General features: G+C 74.0%; 14 protein-coding genes. 3 read left to right on the top strand and 11 right to left on the bottom strand.

The annotated features are described in order from the left end of the window. Nucleotides 1-3: 3 nt before the first annotated feature. The 3 genes from ACFWPI_RS13230 to ACFWPI_RS13220 form a co-directional block, all read right to left on the bottom strand. Complete coding sequence (locus tag ACFWPI_RS13230) at nt 4-921, bottom strand: carbohydrate kinase family protein (protein WP_380336769.1); 918 nt, start codon at nt 919-921, stop codon at nt 4-6. An 81-nt stretch (nt 922-1,002) separates the two neighbouring features. Continuing rightward, nucleotides 1,003-2,529, bottom strand: a complete 1,527-nt coding sequence (locus tag ACFWPI_RS13225) for an MFS transporter (RefSeq protein ID WP_380372619.1) — start codon at nt 2,527-2,529, stop codon at nt 1,003-1,005. 179 nt (nt 2,530-2,708) lie between these two features. Then, nucleotides 2,709-4,415: a DUF885 domain-containing protein gene (locus ACFWPI_RS13220; RefSeq protein WP_380372616.1), complete on the bottom strand. Its 1,707-nt coding sequence runs from the start codon at nt 4,413-4,415 to the stop codon at nt 2,709-2,711. A 162-nt stretch (nt 4,416-4,577) separates the two neighbouring features. Between ACFWPI_RS13220 and ACFWPI_RS13215 the strand changes: the two genes are divergently transcribed. Next, a complete protein-coding gene (locus tag ACFWPI_RS13215; RefSeq protein WP_380372613.1) occupies nt 4,578-5,333 on the top strand; it encodes a TetR/AcrR family transcriptional regulator in 756 nt (251 codons plus the stop codon). A 73-nt stretch (nt 5,334-5,406) separates the two neighbouring features. Here ACFWPI_RS13215 and ACFWPI_RS13210 read toward each other — a convergent pair whose 3' ends face one another. From ACFWPI_RS13210 to ACFWPI_RS13175, 8 genes are all read right to left on the bottom strand, one after another. Beyond that, nucleotides 5,407-6,258, bottom strand: coding sequence for a fumarylacetoacetate hydrolase family protein (locus ACFWPI_RS13210; protein WP_380372610.1), 852 nt, complete (start codon nt 6,256-6,258; stop codon nt 5,407-5,409). 207 nt (nt 6,259-6,465) lie between these two features. Then, nucleotides 6,466-7,674 carry a serine/threonine-protein kinase gene (locus tag ACFWPI_RS13205; protein WP_363371862.1) on the bottom strand — a complete coding sequence of 403 codons (1,209 nt, stop codon included), beginning with the start codon at nt 7,672-7,674 and terminating at the stop codon, nt 6,466-6,468. Between the two features lie 98 nt (nt 7,675-7,772). After that, nucleotides 7,773-8,756: an ABC transporter substrate-binding protein gene (locus ACFWPI_RS13200; RefSeq protein ID WP_380372606.1), complete on the bottom strand. Its 984-nt coding sequence runs from the start codon at nt 8,754-8,756 to the stop codon at nt 7,773-7,775. 152 nt (nt 8,757-8,908) lie between these two features. After that, nucleotides 8,909-9,700, bottom strand: coding sequence for an amino acid ABC transporter ATP-binding protein (locus ACFWPI_RS13195; protein ID WP_350879624.1), 792 nt, complete (start codon nt 9,698-9,700; stop codon nt 8,909-8,911). After that, on the bottom strand, nt 9,697-10,803 hold the full coding sequence (locus tag ACFWPI_RS13190) for an amino acid ABC transporter permease (protein ID WP_380372602.1): 1,107 nt from the start codon (nt 10,801-10,803) through the stop codon (nt 9,697-9,699). The genes ACFWPI_RS13195 and ACFWPI_RS13190 overlap by 4 nt, the downstream gene beginning before the upstream one ends. A gap of 28 nt (nt 10,804-10,831) precedes the next feature. Further along, nucleotides 10,832-11,782, bottom strand: a complete 951-nt coding sequence (locus tag ACFWPI_RS13185) for an ABC transporter substrate-binding protein (protein ID WP_063347827.1) — start codon at nt 11,780-11,782, stop codon at nt 10,832-10,834. A gap of 10 nt (nt 11,783-11,792) precedes the next feature. Beyond that, the gene (locus ACFWPI_RS13180; protein WP_380372598.1) at nt 11,793-12,305 is read right to left on the bottom strand and encodes a GNAT family N-acetyltransferase; all 513 of its coding nucleotides are present in this window, start codon (nt 12,303-12,305) and stop codon (nt 11,793-11,795) included. Continuing rightward, complete coding sequence (locus tag ACFWPI_RS13175) at nt 12,302-13,471, bottom strand: LLM class flavin-dependent oxidoreductase (protein WP_380372595.1); 1,170 nt, start codon at nt 13,469-13,471, stop codon at nt 12,302-12,304. The genes ACFWPI_RS13180 and ACFWPI_RS13175 overlap by 4 nt, the downstream gene beginning before the upstream one ends. Nucleotides 13,472-14,135: 664 nt before the next feature. On the opposite strand from ACFWPI_RS13175, the gene ACFWPI_RS13170 reads away from it, so the two are divergent. Together ACFWPI_RS13170 and ACFWPI_RS13165 are read left to right on the top strand one after the other, a co-directional pair. Further along, on the top strand, nt 14,136-15,128 hold the full coding sequence (locus ACFWPI_RS13170) for an amino acid ABC transporter permease (protein WP_380372592.1): 993 nt from the start codon (nt 14,136-14,138) through the stop codon (nt 15,126-15,128). Between the two features lie 150 nt (nt 15,129-15,278). Further along, entirely contained in the window at nt 15,279-17,330 is a 2,052-nt protein-coding gene (locus tag ACFWPI_RS13165; RefSeq protein ID WP_380372589.1) for an FAD/NAD(P)-binding protein, read from the top strand. Nucleotides 17,331-17,498: the final 168 nt, after the last annotated feature.

The following is a 17,498-nucleotide window of genomic DNA, read 5'->3' as shown; positions in this document are numbered from 1 at the left end:
AGCTCACCCGTCGGCGCGTAAGCGGTCCAGCGCGCTCCCCAGTTCCTCGGCCCCGATGAAGGCGGTGTGCGTCCCGGCGACGGTGCAGGTGAAGGCACCGGCGACCGAGCCGGCCCGGGCGCACTCCAGCGGCGGGCGGCCCCGGAACCAGGAGGCGAGGAAGCCCGCGACGAAGGCGTCCCCGGCGCCGTTGGTGTCCACCACCGGGCGGCCCGGGTCGACGGCCGGCAGGTGGCGCACCTCGTCGTCGTCCCGGGTGAGCAGGTAGCAGCCGTCGGCGCCCGCGGTGGCGGTGACGACACCGGCGCGGCCCTCGGCGAGGATCGCGCGCATCACCTGCTCGTGCCGGCCGCGGCAGCCGGCCACCGAGAGGAACACCAGGTCCGAGCCGAGCGCGTAGTCGCGGTGGTGCGGGTTGCTGCCGTCCCAGTCGTGCAGGTCGGTGGAGGTGGTGCGGCCGAGCCGGTGGAGGTCGGCGTACATGTCCCGGTTGACGCCGGTGATGGAGAGGTGGACGTGCCGGCTGCGCCGCGCGTACGGCAGGTAGAACTCGGGCGGCAGCCGCAGGTCGGCGGGGTGGCGGCCGTCGAAGAAGGAGAACCGGCGGCCGGCGGCGTCCACCAGGTTGACCCCGCGCGGGGTGCCGTGCGGGCTCACCAGGTGCGCGAAGTGCAGGCCGTGGTGCTCGTAGGAGGCGCGGACCAGGGCGCCCTGCGGGTCGTCGCCGAGGAAGTCGAGGAAGGCGGTGCGCAGGCCGAGGCGGTGGGCGCCGAGGGCGACGCCGTTGCCGGTGTGGCCGACGTAGTCGCGGACGGGTCCGACGAACAGCGAGTCGCCGGGCGGGACCTCCAGCCGGTCCACCCGGACGATGGTGTCGACGCCGGAGCCGCCGACGACGAGCAGGTCGAACTCGGGCAGCACGACGGCGCCTCCTCGGTCCCTGGACGGTGGCCAGGAGTCAAGCAGGCGCCGGAGGTTGACTGCAAGGTCTTGCTGAAAATTTCAGGGTTCTCGTCGGGGCTCTGCCGGGACGGCCGGGTGGGCCCCCGCCTGCGCCTCGACCGGGGCGACGGTCGTCACGGCGGGCGCCGGCCGGTGGTCGATCACCCGGAAGGCGATCAGCGCGGCCAGCAGCAGGACGCCCGTCGACACCCAGTTCGCGACCACGTAGCCGTGCACCGTGGCCTGGGCCCGCACCACCGGCGACGAGGCGATCCGGGTCGCCAGGAACGACGCGGTGGCACTGGCCGCGACCGTGTTCAGCAACGCCGTGCCGAACGAACCACCCACCTGCTGGGCCGAGTTGATGGTGGCCGAGGCCGCGCCCGCCTCGCGCGGGGAGACCCCGAGGGTGGCCAGGTTCATCGACGGCATGAAGACCAGGCCCATGCCGGAGCCGAGCAGCAGCTCGGCGGGCAGTACCGTGCCGGCCCACGGGCTGTCCACCGTCATCCGGGTCAGCCAGGCCATGCCGGCCGCGGCGAGCAGCAGCCCGGGGCAGACCAGGTTCCGGGTCGGCACCCTGGTCATCAGCCGGGCCGCGAAGCCGGTCGAGCTGAGCACGATGGCGGCCGTCATGGGCAGGAAGGAGACGCCCGACAGCACCGGCGAGAAGTGCTTGATGACCTGGAGGTAGTAGGTGAGGAAGAGGAACAGGCCGAACATGCCGATCATGGCCAGGCCGACCGAGAGGGCGGCCCCGCCGCGGTTGCGGTCGGCGACGATGTGCAGCGGCAGCAGCGGGTGCGCGGTGCGCCTCTCGACCAGGACGAACACCGCGAGCAGCACCAGGCCGAGGGCCAGCGAGCCGAGCACCAGCCCGTCGCCCCAGGTCCGGGTGACGGCCTCGGAGGTGCCGAAGACGATCGCCAGCAGGCCGCCGCAGCCGAGCAGCGCGCCGGGCAGGTCGAGCCGGACCCGGCGCCCCCCGGCGGCGTGGTCGCGCTCCAGGAGGCAGGTGGCCGCGAGGGCCGCGGCGGCGGCGATCGGGACGTTGACGAACAGGCACCAGCGCCAGTCCAGGTACTCGGTCAGCAGCCCGCCCAGGATCAGGCCGAGGGCGGAGCCGCCGGCGGCGATCGCGCCGAAGACGCCGAAGGCCGTACTGCGCTCCCTGGGGTCCGTGAAGGTGGTGGAGAGCAGTCCCAGGGCCGAGGGGGCGAGCAGGGCGCTGAACCCGCCCTGGAGGGCGCGGGCACCGAAGAGCATGGCCGGGCCGTCCGCCGAGCCGCCGAGGGCGGAGGCGGCGGCGAAACCCAGCAGGCCGACGGTGAAGACGCGTTTGCGGCCGAAGAGGTCGCCCAGCCGTCCGCCGAGCAGCAGCAGGCCGCCGAAGGCGAGCGTGTAGGCGGTGATCACCCATTGCCGGTCGGCGTCGGAGATGCCCAGGTCCCGCTGGGCCGACGGCAGCGCGATGTTCACGATGGTGACGTCGAGGACGATCATGAGCTGGGCGACGGCGATGACCGCCAGCGCCCACCAGCGGCGGCTGTCCGCGTTCTCATGACCGGTGGCGGTTCGCGCAGACACTGGTCAGCCTTCCGGAGGGGTACGGAGGGGTCACGCAGTCGGGGAAGTCACGCAGTCGCCTTCAAGCGAAGCTCCCGCACGGACGGATGGCAAGGAAAAACCTCACCAAATCGACCTTTTCGGGCCAAAGGACCAGCGGCCCCGGGACTCGCGGACGAGGCCCGGGGCCGGCGGCCGACCTACAGTGCGGACAGCTCCTCGACCAGGTCGTCCAGCCCCAGCGAGCCCTGCGAGAGCGCCGCCATGTGCCAGGCCTTGAGGTCGAACTCCTCGCCGCGCGCCTCGTGCGCCGCCCGCGCCGCCGCCCGGCCGCGCAGCCAGGCGCGCTCGCCCAGCTTGTAGCCGATCGCCTGGCCGGGCATGCCCAGGTAGCGGACCAGCTCGCTGTCCAGGTAGTCGGGGGTCAGGCCGCAGTACCGGCCGAAGAACTCCCGGGCCGCCTCCGGGCTGACCGGCTCGCCCGGCAGGTACGGGGAGTCGGCCGGGAAGTCCAGGCCCGCGTGCATGCCGATGTCGACGATCACCCGCAGCGCGCGCATCATCTGCGCGTTGAGGTAGCCGAGGCGGTGGCCCGGGTCGGTGAGGTAGCCGAGCTCGTCCATCAGGCGCTCGGCGTACAGCGCCCAGCCCTCCAGGTTGGCGCTCACCCCGCCCAGGCTGACCTGGTAGGTGGAGAGCCGGTCCGCGACGTAGTTCCACTGCGCGAGCTGCAGGTGGTGGCCCGGGACGCCCTCGTGGTACCAGGTGGAGACCAGGTCCCAGACCGGGAAGCGCTCCCGGCCGAGCGCCGGCAGCCAGGTCCGCCCGGGGCGGCTGAAGTCCAGCGAGGGCGCGCTGTAGTACGGCGCGGCCGCACTGCCGGGCGGGGCGATCCTCGACTCGACCCGGGTGATCGGCTCGGCCAGGTCGAAGTGGGTGCCCTGGAGGTCCCGGACCGCCTGGTCCATCAGCTCCTGGAGGTACACCCGGGTGGCCTCGGCGCCCTCCACGGCCGGGCCGTCCGCCTCCAGCCACTTCATCGCCGCCATCGGGCCGGCGCCGGGGCGGACCTTCTCGGCCTCGGCCTCCATCTGCGCGAGCAGGTCGCGGAACTCGCCCCAGGCCCATGCGTAGGCCTCGTCCAGGTCCAGGTCGGAGCCGGTCCAGAAGCGGACGAAGCGGCGGTAGCGCTCGCGGCCGGTGGTGTCGGAGGTGTCGGCGGCGGCCGGGCCGTAGACGTCGCGCAGCCAGTCGCGCAGGGCGGCCAGCGCCTCCCCGGCGGCCAGCGCGGGCCCGGACAGCTCGGCGCGCAGGCCCTCCGGCGCGCCCTGGACGAACGCGCCGAACCAGCCGCCGGGCACGTCCCCCTCCAGCCACTCGCCGAGCTGCCCGACCACGGTGGCCACCTGGCGCGGGCCGGACAGCAGGCCGCGCTCGATGCCGGCGGCCAGCGTCTCCCGGTACTGCGCCAGCGCGAGCGGGACGCGGGCCAGCCGGCGGCCGACCACCTGCCACTCGGCCTCGGTGTCCGTCCCCATCAGGGTGAAGACGTCCCGGACCTCGTGCACCGGGGAGCCCAGGTTGCGCACCGCGCGGAAGTTCTCCCCGGCCTCGTGGACGGCGAGTGCGGCGGTCAGCCGCTCGCGCAGCAGCCGGGCGCAGCGGCGCTCCGCCTCGTCCTGCGCGGCGTCGGAGCGTTCGGCCTCGGCGAGGGCCGCCAGGGTGCGGCGGCCGAGGTCGGCGATCGCCTCGGCGCCGACCGGCGAGAGGTCGGGCAGCCGGTCGTCCTCGGGGCTGAACCCCAGGTAGACCGCGGTCAGCGGGTCGAGTTCGGCCAGGGCCCGGACGTAACCGTCGGCGACGCGGCGCGGGGTGGTGGCGTCGGAGGTGATCAGTTCTTCAACCATTCGGACATCATGGCGCGGCGAGGGCCGATTGCAAGCCTTTACCGGGCGATCGGTGACATGCACCGGCCGACCGCCGCCGGGCGGGCCCACACAAACACACGTTCGGGAAACCGCCGCGCGCGACAGGATCCGATCGGGCCCACGCCCATTACGCTGACCGCCATGGAAGCCCGCCCCGCCACGGCAACCGACCAGGTGCCCGCCCCGGCCGCACCCGGCCCCCGCCCGCGCCGCACCGGCTACCGGCGGCTGCCGGTGCAGCAGCGCCGCGAACAGCTGATCGCGGTCGCCCTGGAACTGTTCGCCGCCCGGCCGCCCGAGGAGGTGGGCCTGGACGACGTCGCCGAGGCCGCCGGGGCCTCCCGCCCGCTGGTCTACCGCTACTTCGCGGGCGGCAAGCAGCAGCTGTACGAGGCCGCGCTGCGCAGCGCGGCCGACGAGCTGACCAGCCGCTTCACCGTCCAGCTGGCCGGGACCCCGTCCGAGCAGCTGGCGGCCGTCCTGGACGGCTACTTCGCCTTCGTGGCCGAGCACGACGCCGGCTACTCGGCGCTGCTGCGCGGCGGTTCGGTGGTGGAGACGGCCCGCACCTCGGCGATCGTCGACGACGTCCGGCGGGCGGCGCTCAAGCGGACCCTGCGGCACCTCGGCGTGCGGGAGGCCGGGCCCCGGCTGACACTGCTGGTGCGCTCGTGGATCGCGGTGGTCGAGGGCGCGTCGCTGACCTGGCTGGACGAGGGGCGCACGCTGCCGGTGGGCGAGCTGCGCGACTGGCTGGTGGACCAGTTCACGGCGATGGCGGCGGCGACCGCGCTGCACGACCCGCAGACCGCGCAGGTGCTGGCCGTGCTGCTCGCGCTGGAGGGGCCGCAGGCGTCGCGGGCCGAGCGGCTGCGCGAGGTGCTGGCGGCCCGGTGACCCGACCCCCGTGCCCGGGGTCGGGGCGGCCGGTGCCGCGCCGGCGGGGTTGTCAGGGAGTGTCAGGCACGCCCTACGCCTTGCCGAGGACCTGCCGCTGGCGGCCGAGGCCCTCGATCTCGATCTCGACGATGTCGCCCGGGGCCAGGAACGGCGCGCCGGGGTGGCCCAGGGTGACGCCGGCCGGGGTGCCGGTGACGATCACGTCGCCCGGCTCCAGGACCATGAACTGGCTGACGTAGCGGACCAGTTCGAGCACCGGGAAGATCATCTTGCCGGTGTTGCCGTCCTGCCGCAGCCCGCCGTTGACCCACAGCCGCAGCGGCAGCTGCTGCGGGTCGGCCACCTCGTCCGCGGTGACCAGCCAGGGCCCCAGCGGGGTGAAGGTCTCCGCCGACTTGCCCTTGTCCCACTGGCCGCCGCGCTCGAACTGGAAGGCCCGTTCGGTGACGTCGTTGGCGATCGTGTAGCCGGCGATCACCGCCGCGGCCTCCTCGTGCCCGGCCAGGTAGCGGGCGGTGCGGCCGATCACGACGGCCAGCTCGGCCTCGTAGTCGGTCTTCTCGCCGCCACGCGGCACCAGCACCTCGTCGTACGGGCCGACCACGGTGCAGCTCGGTTTGAGGAAGATCACCGGCTCGTCCGGGGGCGCGACCCCGGCCTCGGCGGCGTGGTCGCGGTAGTTGAGCCCGATGCCGACCACCTTGCCCGGGCGGGCGACCGGCGCGCCCACCCGCTGCCCGGCGAGGTCCACCCGGGGCAGCGCCCCGGCGGCCACGTCCCGCGCCAGGGCGGCGGCGTCCAGCCCGGCCAGGAAGGCCCCGTCAATGTCCCGGGCACGCCCGGAGAGGTCGTACCCGATGCCGTCCTGGCCCAGCACGACCGGGCGCTCGGCGCCCGGGGGTCCGACGCGGAGGAGCTTCATCGATCCGTCACCAGCCTTTTCGTCGCAGCTCACCGGGGCGGCCGAAGACACCGCACCCGACTCTGGCAACGAGGTATATCAACGCCGCCGGCCGTGAACCAGACCGTCCCGGTGGGCGGATTCCTCTCAATTCCCACAGTCTCCGCAGACGCCGAATCAGCGGCCCGCACGGTTGACAGCCTCCCGCCCGTACGGCGCCGAGGGCCCTCAGCCGCCCTGCGGACCGCCGCCGAGCAGGCCGGCCAGGCTCAGCGCCCGCGGCCGGCCCGGCCCGCTCCGGGCCGCCTCCCGGTGCCAGCGGTCGAGGTCGCGCAGCGCGTCGGCCCGGACGTCCGGTTCGGCGGCCGGCTCCGCGGCCAGCTCGCGCAGCAGCGCGACGGCGGCGCCCGGGCTGCCGTCCTGGGCCAGCCACAGGGCCAGGTCGTGGCAGGTGCGCAGGGTGCGCGGGTCGGCCGGGCCGCAGATCCGGGCGAGGTCGGGGATGAGCGCGGTGAGCATCTCGACGGCCTCCCCGGGGGCGCCCTGCGCGCCGCGTAGCCAGGCCTGGTCGGCCCGGCGGCGCAGCTGCTCCGGGCTGGGGTCGTCCGGGCGGAGCACCCCGGGCCGGATCCGGCGCAGCCGTTCCAGCACCTCGGCGGCGGTGGCCGGCCGGTCCGCGGGCCGTTTGGCGAGCAGCCCGGCGACCAGGTCGGCCAGCGCCGGATCGGTGCTGCGCACCCGGGGCGGGGTCTCCTCCAGGTGCTTGTACATGTACTCGGCGGCCGAGGAGGCGCGGAACGGGCGCCGCCCGGTGCAGAGTTCGTACAGCATGACGCCGAGCGCGTAGAGGTCGGCCCGACCGTCCACGGCGGCGCCGGACCAGCACTCGGGCGCCAGGTACGGGACGGTGCCGACCACGCTGCCGGTGGAGGTGAGCACCGCGGACTGGGTGAGCAGCCGGGCGATGCCGAAGTCCAGCACCTTGGCCTTGCCGCCCGCGTCGACCATCACGTTCTCGGGCTTGATGTCGCGGTGGACGACGCCCGAGCGGTGCGCGGCGTCCAGGGCCTTGCAGACCTGGCGCATCCACTTCAGCGCGGCCTCCTGATCCGGGACGCCGTCCTTGAGGATGTCGGACAGGGCCCGGCCGCGGACCAGTTCCAGCACCAGGTAGTGGGTCCCCCCGGTGGCGGTCGCGACCAGGCCGTAGTCGTACACGGTCACGATGTGCGGATTGGAGAGGCCGCCGGCCGTGCGGGCCTCGCGGACGAACCGCCCGACGGCCTCCCGGTCGGCGGCGTGCTCCGCCAGCAGCAGCTTGACCGCGACCTCGCGGTCGAGCCGCTGGTCGGTCGCCTTCCAGACCACCCCGAAGCCGCCCCTGCCCAGCCACTCGTCCAGCCGGTACCGGCCGTCGAGCACCTCCCCCTGCTGCATGTCCTCCCCCAAGTCCGCCGTGTCCGGGCGGTGTTCGCCGTCGGATCGGAGGGGTCACCATAGCGGCGGGGGGCGGCGAACGGGTGAACGGACGGGCCCTACGGCTTGGGCAACCCGGGCGGGTTGACCTCGGAGGTCGGCACCGCCTCGTTGTCCAGGCCCCAGCGCTTGAGCACCTGGCCGTAACTGCCGTTCCTGATCACCTCGTTCAGCGCCCCGTTGAGCGCCTGGACCAGCCCGTTGCCCTTGCGGGTGGTCGCGGCGATCTTGCCGAGGACGTCCGCGCCGCCGCCCGAGTAGGTGCCGACGATCTCGGTCTCGCCGGTCTGCGCGACGTGGAAGGCCAGGTTGGGATTGGGGCCGACGTAGGCGTCGATCCGGCCGGAGGAGAGCGCCAGGTAGAACTCGGCGCCCTGGAAGTACTTGATGTCGATCGGCTTGAGGCCGTTCCTGGTGTTCTCCTCGCTCCAGGAGATCAGCAGCTTCTCCTGGTTGGTGCCGGAGGAGACGCCCACCGACCTGCCCGCCAGGTCCTTGGCGCCGGTGACCTTGAGACCGCTGCCCTTCCTGGCCTCGAAGCCGAGGACGTCCAGCCGGTAGGTGGCGAAGTCGTACTTCTCCTTGCGCGCCTCGGTGACGGTGATGTTGGAGAGGCCGACGTCGTACTTGCCGCTGTCCAGGCCGACGAAGATGTTCTCCCAGGAGACCGGGTTGAACTCGACCTTGAGGCCGAGCACGTTGCCGACCAGGGCGGCGATGTCCGGCTCGACGCCGATGATGGTCCTGTCGTCGTTGGCGTAGAAGTCCAGCGGCGGGGTGGTGCCGAGGGAGTCGACGACGGCCAGGGTCCCTCTCCTCCTGATCTCCTCCGGGACGAGCGCCGCGATCGCGTCGACCTTGGCCGTGGTCACCCGCTTCTGGTCGGCCGTCAGGTTCACCACGGCGCCGTTCGGCGCGGTGCTGCCCTTGGCCGGGGCGAGTTCCGCCGTGGCCCCCGAGGACGCGCCGCCGCAGGCGGTCAGGGCGAGGGCGGCGGCGAGCGCGCCGGCGGCGGTCACGAGGGCGCGACGGGGTAGGGGCATGGCGGAACTCCTGCTCGGTGAAGGGGGTTTCGGTGCGGCGGGAAGGGCTGGAGGCCCTCGGCTCAGGGCAGATCGGCTCGGGGCAGCTCGGCTCGGAGCACCTCGGCTCAGAGCACCTCGGCTCAGAGCACCTCGGCTCAGAGCACCTCGGCTCAGAGCACCTTGGCGAGGAAGGCCCGGGTGCGTTCGTGCCGGGGGCGGTCCAGGACTTCGGCCGGCGGGCCCTGCTCGACCACCACGCCGCCGTCCATGAAGACGACGGTGTCGGCGACCTCGCGGGCGAAGCCGATCTCGTGGGTGACCACGATCATGGTGGTGCCGGTCCGGGCGAGGTCCTTGATGACGTCCAGCACCTCGCCGACCAGCTCCGGGTCGAGCGCCGAGGTGGGCTCGTCGAACAGCAGCACCTTCGGCTCCAGGGCCAGCGCCCGGGCGATCGCCACCCGCTGCTGCTGGCCGCCGGAGAGCTGCCGGGGGTACGCGGCGGCCTTGTCCGCCAGCCCGACCCGCTCCAGCAGCGCCAGCGCCGTAGCCCTGGCCTCGGCCCTGGGGCGGCGCAGCGCGGCGATCGGTGCCTCGACCAGGTTCTCCAGCACGGTGAGGTGCGGGAACAGGTTGAAGTTCTGGAACACGAAGCCGATGTGGGTGCGCTGGCGCAGCACCTCGCGCTCCTTGAGCTCGTACAGCCGGTCGCCGGAGCGCCGGTAGCCGATCAGCTCGCCGTCGATGGCGACGTAGCCGCCGTCGAGCTTCTCCAGGTGGTTGATCGCGCGCAGCAGCGTGGACTTGCCGGAGCCGGACGGGCCGAGCACCACGGTGACCGAGCCGGCCGGGACGTCCAGGTCGACGCCGCGCAGCACCTCCAGTGGCCCGAAGCTCTTGTGCAGGCCGCGGACCTGCACCATCGGTGCGGCCGCCGGTTCGGTCCTGGTGAGCGTGGTCATCGACGTCCTCCGGTGGTGCGGGCGGTCGCTGCGCGGGCGGTCGGCGTGCGGGTGGTCGGCGTGCGGGTGGTCGGCGTGCGGGCGGGCAGGCTCCGGACGAAGGCCCGGGCGCGCTGGAGCGGGGTGGGCGGCGGGGTGCGCTGCGCGCCGCGGGCGAAGTAGCGCTCGACGTAGTACTGGCCGATGGACAGCACCGTGGTCAGCAGCACGTACCAGACGGTGGCGACCATCAGCAGCGGCACCACCCGGCCGGTCCGGCCGTAGACCACCTGGGCCTGGTAGAAGAGCTCGCCGATGGCCATCACGTAGACCACCGAGGTGCCCTTGAGCAGCGAGATCACCTCGTTGGCGGCGGCCGGCAGGATGCCGCGCATCGCCTGCGGCAGCACGATCCGCCAGCTCTGGCGCCAGCGCGGGATGCCGAGCGCGGTGGCGGCCTCCCGCTGGCCGACGTCCACCGCGATGACGCCGCCGCGGATGATCTCGGCGGCGAACGCGGCCTGGTGCAGCCCGAGGCCGAGCACGGCGGCGCCGAGCGCGCTCAGCACGCCGACCGTCTCGAAGTCCCCGAAGGTCGGGCCGAACGGGATGCCGATCCCGAACCGCTTGTAGAGGTACGACAGGTTGAACCAGAACACCAGCTGGACGATCAGCGGGATCGAGCGGAACACCCACACGTACGCCCAGGCGATGGACTGGAGGATCGCGCTGCGGGACAACCGCATCGCGGCCACCACGGCGCCCAGCAGGAAGCCCAGCCCGGTGCCGTAGACGGTGAGTTCGAGGGTGCGGCCGACCGCCTGGACGATCGTGTCGGCGGTGAAGTAGAGGCGGAAGGTGGCCCAGTCCCAGCCGGGGTTGGTGGCCAGGCCGTGGGCGAACTGGGCGAGCACGACGAGGGCGGCGACCCCGATCCCCCAGCGCCAGGGGTGCCGGGCGGGGACGGCCCGCAGAGCGGCCAGTTCGTCGAGGTCCAGGCGGGGGCCGGAGCCCGGACCGGGATCGGGTCCGGTCGCCGGTGCCCGCTCGGCCCGGACCGGGACCGGGGCCTGGGCTTGGGCTTGGGCCTGGGCTTGGGACGTCGCGGTGGTGCTGGCGGTCATCGGGAGGCTCCTTCGGCAGACCCGGGGATCACTGGTGTTCGGGCGGGCTGATCAGGGACTCCTTGATCGCCGATTCGGCGACCCCCCACTTCCTGAGGATCCGCTCGTACGTCCCGTCCTTGATCAGCTGGTTGACCGCCGCCTGGAAGGCCGGGGTGAGCTTCGAGCCCTTCTTGAACGCGAAGCCGACGTCCAACCGGTGGAACTCGCCGAGGAAGCGCGTCCCGGAGGCCTCCTGCGCGGCCTGGTAGCGCAGGCCGTTGATGGTGGACATCAGGACGTCGACCCGGCCCTGCTGGAGGCCGGTGAGCACGGCCCCCGGGTCGCTGAACGCCTTGACCTCGTACGGCTTCTTCCCGGCGTCGGTGCAGGCGGTGCGCTTCGCGTTCAGCGTGGTCTCGAAGGTGGTGCCGGCGCCGGTGCCGATGGTCAGCCCGCAGAGCTGGAGCAGGTCGGTGACCGGCTGGACGGCCTGGTTGTCCTTGCGGACCGCGAAGCCCTGGCCGTCGTCGATGTAGGTGACGAAGTCGATGGTCTTCAACCGGGCCGTGGTGACCCCGAAGTTGCCGGTGCCGACGTCGAACTTGCCGCTGTCCAGGGCGGGCAGGATGGTCTCGAAAGCGGCCTCCTGGCGCTGCACGGTCAGCCCGAGCAGCCTGGCCACCGCATCGGTGAAGTCCACGTCGATCCCGGCCGGCTTCTTGGTGGCCTGGTCGGCGTAGAAGGCGGTGGGCGGCGAGCCGAAGGACGCGCCGAAGGTCAGCGTGCCGGCCTTGCGGACCTCCTCGGGCAGCAGCGCGGCGGCGGCGTCCGACTTCGCGAGGCCGGAGACGACGTCCTGGGAGACGGCGGTGGCGGCGGGCCCGCTCGCCCCCGCCGGGCCCGCGATCTTCGGGTCCGAGCCGCACGCGGCCAGCGCCAGCACCGGCAGCAGGGCGGTGGCCGCGAGCAGGCGGCGGCGGACGGTGGTGCTTCTCACGGGGGGCCTTTCAGGGGGTCGGAGCCAGCACCGGCAGGTGCTTCTCGAACGGGAGCGGGCCGATCGTCAGGGGGTCGGCGGCGACGTCGAACAGCGGGGTGTAGCCGGACGCCAGGTAGAGGCCCCTGGCCTCGGGCTGGCGCGGACCGGTGGTGAGGTAGATCCGGGCGTAGCCGGCGGCGGCCGCCGTCCGCTCCAGCTCGGCCAGCACCCGGCGGGCCAGGCCGCGGCGGCGGTGCGCGGAGTGCGTCCACATCCGCTTCAGCTCGGCGGTGCGCTCGTCGTACCGCTTGTACGCGCCGCCGGCGACGGGCTCGCCGTCCTCCAGCAGGAGCAGCAGGACGCCGTGCGGCTCGGCGAAGGCGTCCCGGGGGTAGCGGGTCATCTCCTGGTGCGCCTCGGGGCCGTAGCGGCTGACGTACTCGTGGGTGAGCTCGCGCAGCAGCGGCTCGACCAGCGGGTCGTCGATGGTGACCCGGCGGAACCCGGCCGCCGGGCCCGCCCCCCGGTCCGGAGCGCTCACGCCTGCACCGCGATCAGCTGGTGCCGGTCCCGCTCGGCACGCTCGGCGTGCTCGGCCGCCGCCGCGGCCTTGGCGGCGTCCCGCTTGGCGACCTCCTCGCGGACGATCGGGATGACGTGGCGGCCGAAGTCGATCGCGTCGTCGAGCAGGTGGTAGCCGCGGGCGGAGAGGATGTCCACGCCGAGGTCGTAGTAGTCGAGCAGCGCCTCGGCGACCGTCTCCGGGGTGCCGACCAGGGCGTTGGAGTTGCCGGCCCCGCCGGTGGCCGCGGCGGTCGGGGTCCACAGCGCGCGGTCGTAGCGCTCGCCGGCCTCGGCGATCTCGATCAGCCGCTGGGAACCAGTGTTTTCGGGCGCTGCGGCGCCGAGCGGGCGGCCCCGGCGGACCAGTTCCCCGGACTCCCGGCGGGCCTTGATCGCGGCCACCGTCCGGTGCGCCTTCTCCCAGGCCAGTTCCTCGGTCGGCGCGATGATCGGCCGGAACGCCACCTGGATCCGCGGCACGTCGGTGCGCCCGGCGGCCCGGGCCGCCTCCTTCACCCGCTCGATCTGCTCGGCGGTGCGGGCCAGCGGCTCGCCCCACAGGCAGTAGACGTCCGCCTCGGCGCCGCCGGCCGCGTAGGCGGCGTCCGAGGAGCCGCCGAAGGAGACCCCGGGGCGCGGCTGCTGGACGGGGAAGACGTCGGAGACGAAGTCGTTGAAACGGTAGTGGGCGCCCTCGTGGTCGAAGGGCTCCCGGCTGGTCCACGCCTTCTTGACGATGCCGATGTACTCACGGGTGCGCTCGTAGCGCTCGTCCTTGGACAGGAAGTCGCCCTCGCGCTGCTGCTCGTGGTCGCTGCCGCCGGTGATGAAGTGGACGGTCAGCCGCCCGTCGCTGATCTGGTCCAGGGTCGCGAAGGTCTTGGCGGCGAAGGTCGGGTAGGAGACGTTCGGCCGGTGCGCCAGCAGGATCTGCAGCCGGTCCAGGTGCGAGACGAGGAAGGCCGCCGCGGCCGCGGGTTCCGGGGAGCCGGCGCCGTACGCGAAGAGCACCCGGTCCCAGCCGTGGTCCTCGTGGGCCCGGGCCAGCCGCAGGGTGTAGTCGCGGTCGAAGGCGGCGGTGGAGCGGGGGGTGGTCTCCGAGCCGTCGCCGGTGGCGGCGATACCGAGGAATTCGACGGGCATGGCGGAACCTTTCGGGGTGAGCGGAGTCCGGTGGACTGCGGGTGGGCAGGCCGGAACCGGCCGGGGCGGGGCGGCCGTGAGCACGGGTGCGCGGCGGCCGCGCCGACGGTGGGGTCGGCGCTCGCGCGGCGGGAGGAGGTGGGAGGCAGGCGTGGACGAGGGAGTACTGCCGGAGTTCAGTGCGCGGTCGTCGGACGGCAGCGTGCGCCTGGGACGCCGTCAGCTGCGGACGGCTGGTCCCGGCCCGCGGCGGGGCAGACCGAGGGAGGGCTCCCCGCGGGAGATCAGAGGGCCGGACGGGCGGCCCGCTGCCGGGTCAGCCGCGACACGCCGCGGACCACACCCGACCGAAGTCGATGTGGTCGCGGGTGACCAGGGGCTGCTCGGCGTACATGGTCTCAAGTTGAACAGCCTGCCAAGTGGTCCGTCAACCATCCATCATTGCCGCTCTGTTGCGATCTCCTGTCGCCCTGCGACCGGTCCGCGCCGGGCCCCGGTCAGGGCCCGGACCACCCTTGACAGCCGTCGATCGCGCATGCGTACGATCACGGCGGAGTGCAGTGCACAGCGCCGGCCGTGTTGAGGGACACGGGCCGGTGCGACGGCCGTACGTGACCACACCCGTACCTCCCGCCCGCCCGCACCTCCGCCAGGAGCCGCCGCCATGGCCAGCCCGCAGGACCTCCTCCCCGCCCGCTCCACGCCCACCCCCGCCGCCGCCTCCTCCGCCTCCGCCTCCGACCGCCCCGGCCCGCCGCCCGACCCCGGCGCCCGGATCGTCGCCCGCCGCCGACCCGGGCAGTGGGTCTGCGCCGGGATCGCGCTGCTGCTGACCGCGATGGCCGTCAACTCCGTGGTGCGCAACAAGGCCTTCCAGTGGGACGTGGTCGCCGACTGGTTCACCGCCGGGTCGGTGCTCAACGGCCTCACCCTGACCCTCTGGCTCACCGCCGTCACCCTCGCCCTCGGCTTCGTCCTCGGCACCGGCCTCGCCGTCATGCGGATGTCCGGCAACCCGGTGCTGCGCACCCTGAGTTGGGGCTACATCTGGATCTTCCGCTCCACCCCGCCGCTGGTGCAGCTGCTGTTCTTCTTCAACATCGGCGCGCTCTACCCGACCCTCGGCCTCGGCATCCCGTTCGGCCCCGAGTTCGTCACCGTCAAGACCGTCAACCTGATCGGCCCCACCCTCACCGCCGTCATCGGCCTCACCCTGCTGGAGACCGCGTACGCCGCCGAGGTGATCCGCGGCGGCATCCTGTCCGTCGACCGCGGCCAGCTGGAGGCCGCCTCGGCGCTCGGCCTCGGCCGGTGGCGGGTGCTGCGCCGGATCGTCGTCCCGCAGGCGATGCGCTCGATCGTGCCGACCGCCGGGAACATGCTGATCAGCGCGCTCAAGGGCACCAGCATCGTCAGCGTGCTGGCCGTCTCCGACCTGCTCTACTCGGTACAGCTGGTCTACCTGCAGTCGTACCGAGTCATCCCGATGCTGGTGGTCGCCACCATCTGGTACCTGGTGGTCACCACCCTGCTGTCCGTCGGGCAGTACTACGTCGAGCGCCACTACGCCAAGGGCGCCACCCGGGACGGCCTGCCGCCCACCCCGCTCCAGCGGACCCGGGCCGCCCTGCGACGGCTGCGCGAGGTGGCGGCATGAGCGAGCGGAGCGAGCGAATCATCGAGAGGTGCGTGTTGCGCGAAGCGCCTGCCGAGCGAAGCGAGGTGGCCGCATGAGCGAGCGGAGCGAGCGAATCATCGAGAGGTGCGTGTTGCGCGAAGCGCCTGCCGAGCGAAGCGAGGTGGCCGCATGAGTGTCCTGGTGATCGTCGGCGCGGGCCCGCGGGGCACCGGGCTGCTGGAACGGATCGCCGCCAACGCGGCCGAACTCCTGCCCGCCGAACGCCCGTTGCACGTCCACCTGGTCGACCCGCACCCGCCCGGCGCGGGCCGGATCTGGCGCCACGAGCAGTCCCCGCTGCTGCGGATGAACTCGATGGCCGAGGACGTCACCATGTTCACCGACGAGCGCTCGACCATCGACGGGCCGGTCCGCCCGGGCCCCTCGCTGGCCCAATGGGCGCTCCGGCGGCGGGAGTTCGCGCCCTACCGGGAGGTCGCCGATCCGGCCGTCCGGGCCGAACTGGACACCCTCGCGCCCACCGACTTCCCCACCCGCCGGGCCCAGAGCGCCTACCTGGACTGGGCGTTCCGCCGCGCCGTCGCCGACCTGCCGCCGCACGTCACGGTCACCGTGCACCGGGACACCGTCCGGCGGATCGACGGCCCGCCCGGCGGCCCGCAGACCGTCCACCTCACCGGCCGGACGCTCACCGCCGACCACGTCGCCCTCACCCTCGGCCACCTCGACTCCACCCCGCACCCCCGGTACGCCGCCGACGCCGACTTCGCCGCCCGGCACGGCCGCTTCCACCTCCCGCCCGCCTACTCCGCCGACGCCGACCTGGACGGCATCGCCCCCGGCGAGCACGTCGTGCTGCGCGGCCTCGGCCTGGCCTCCGTCGACCTGGTCGCCCTGCTCGCCGAAGGGCGCGGCGGCCGCTTCGAGCCCACCGGGGACGGGCTGCGCTACCGCCCGTCCGGCCGCGAACCGGTGCTGCACCTCGGCTCCCGGCGCGGCGTCCCGTACCACTCCAAGACCGACTACCGACTCCAGGGGCCGCCCGCCCCGCTCCCCCGGTACTTCGACGCGGCCGCCGTGGACGCCGTCCTCGCCACCGACGGGCCGCTCGAACTCCGGCGCGACTTCTGGCCGTTGATGGCCAAGGAGACCGCCTTCGGGCACTACCACGAGCTGTTCCACGCCCACCCCGAACGCACCGCGCTGCCCTGGCCGGAGTTCCTGGCCCGGTTCGACCGGCACGACTGGTACTCCCCCGACCTGGCCGCCCTGGTCGCCGAGGCGGTACCCGACCCGGCCGACCGGATCGACTTCGAACGGCTCGACCACCCGCTGGCCGGCCTCGAACTCGGCTCCGCCGAGGAACTCCAGCAGCACCTGCGCGCCTACGTCACCGCCGACGCCGACCGCCGCGCCGACCCCGCGCACAGCGCCGACCTCGGCGCCTTCCTCGCCCTGCTCTCGCTGTTCGGCCAGCTCCCGCGCATCCTCGCGACCGGCCGGCTCACCGCCCGCTCGGTCGCCGAAGAGGTGGACGGGTGGTTCTTCGGCTACTTCAGCTACCTCGCCTCCGGCCCGCCCGGCTTCCGGCTGCGCCAGCTGCTCGCCCTCTCCGAGGCCGGGATCGTGCACTTCCTGGGCGCGGGCGTCCGGGTCGAACGGGACGAGACCACCGGCACCTGGCGGGCCGGCGGCGACACCGTGCCGGGCCACCGCATCACCGCCACCGCCCTGGTCGAGGCGTACCTGCCCAAGCACCAGCTGACCCGCACCCTCGACCCGGTGCTGCGCGAACTGCACCGCGCCGGGCGGCTCGTGGAGGAGGTGGTCGCCGACGAGGAGTACACCCACCGCTCCGGCCTGGTCACCATCGCCCCCGGCGACAGCCGACTGCTCGACCCGGCCCTGGGCGGCGCCCCGCACCCGCGGCGCACCGCACTCGGCCCGCACACCAGCCTGCGCGCCGCCGCCGCCTTCGCCCGGCCCCGCACCGATTCCCCGGGATTCCGACAGAACGACGCCGCCGCCCGCGCGCTGCTGCGGGCACTGGCCGCGCTCCCGGCCGCCGCCCCGGCGCCCGTCGTCGATCCCCCGCCCGCCCGCCGCCGCCAAGGCACCCGCCTCGCCGCGCGGTCGGCGGTCGCCGCCCCTGCTCCGCCGTGCGGTCAGCGCACCCCGCCACCGCCGCGCCCGCCCTCCGGCCGGACGAGGGGGGCCTGACGGCGGGCCCCGGGAGCGGCCCGGTCGCAGGTTCGGGGCCCGAAGACCCGTTCGACCCCCCTCCCCCCGTCCGTACCCGGGTGGAAGGATGGGCCCTCAGCCCCCGCGCCGAAGCGGCGGGCCCGGCGGGCCCGGTGTCACCCCGGTGTCACGGCCGCCGGACGAGCA

This window comes from Kitasatospora sp. NPDC058492 (assembly GCF_042720685.1).
Classification (GTDB): domain Bacteria; phylum Actinomycetota; class Actinomycetes; order Streptomycetales; family Streptomycetaceae; genus Kitasatospora.
This window is presented reverse-complemented; position numbering and strand designations above follow the sequence as displayed.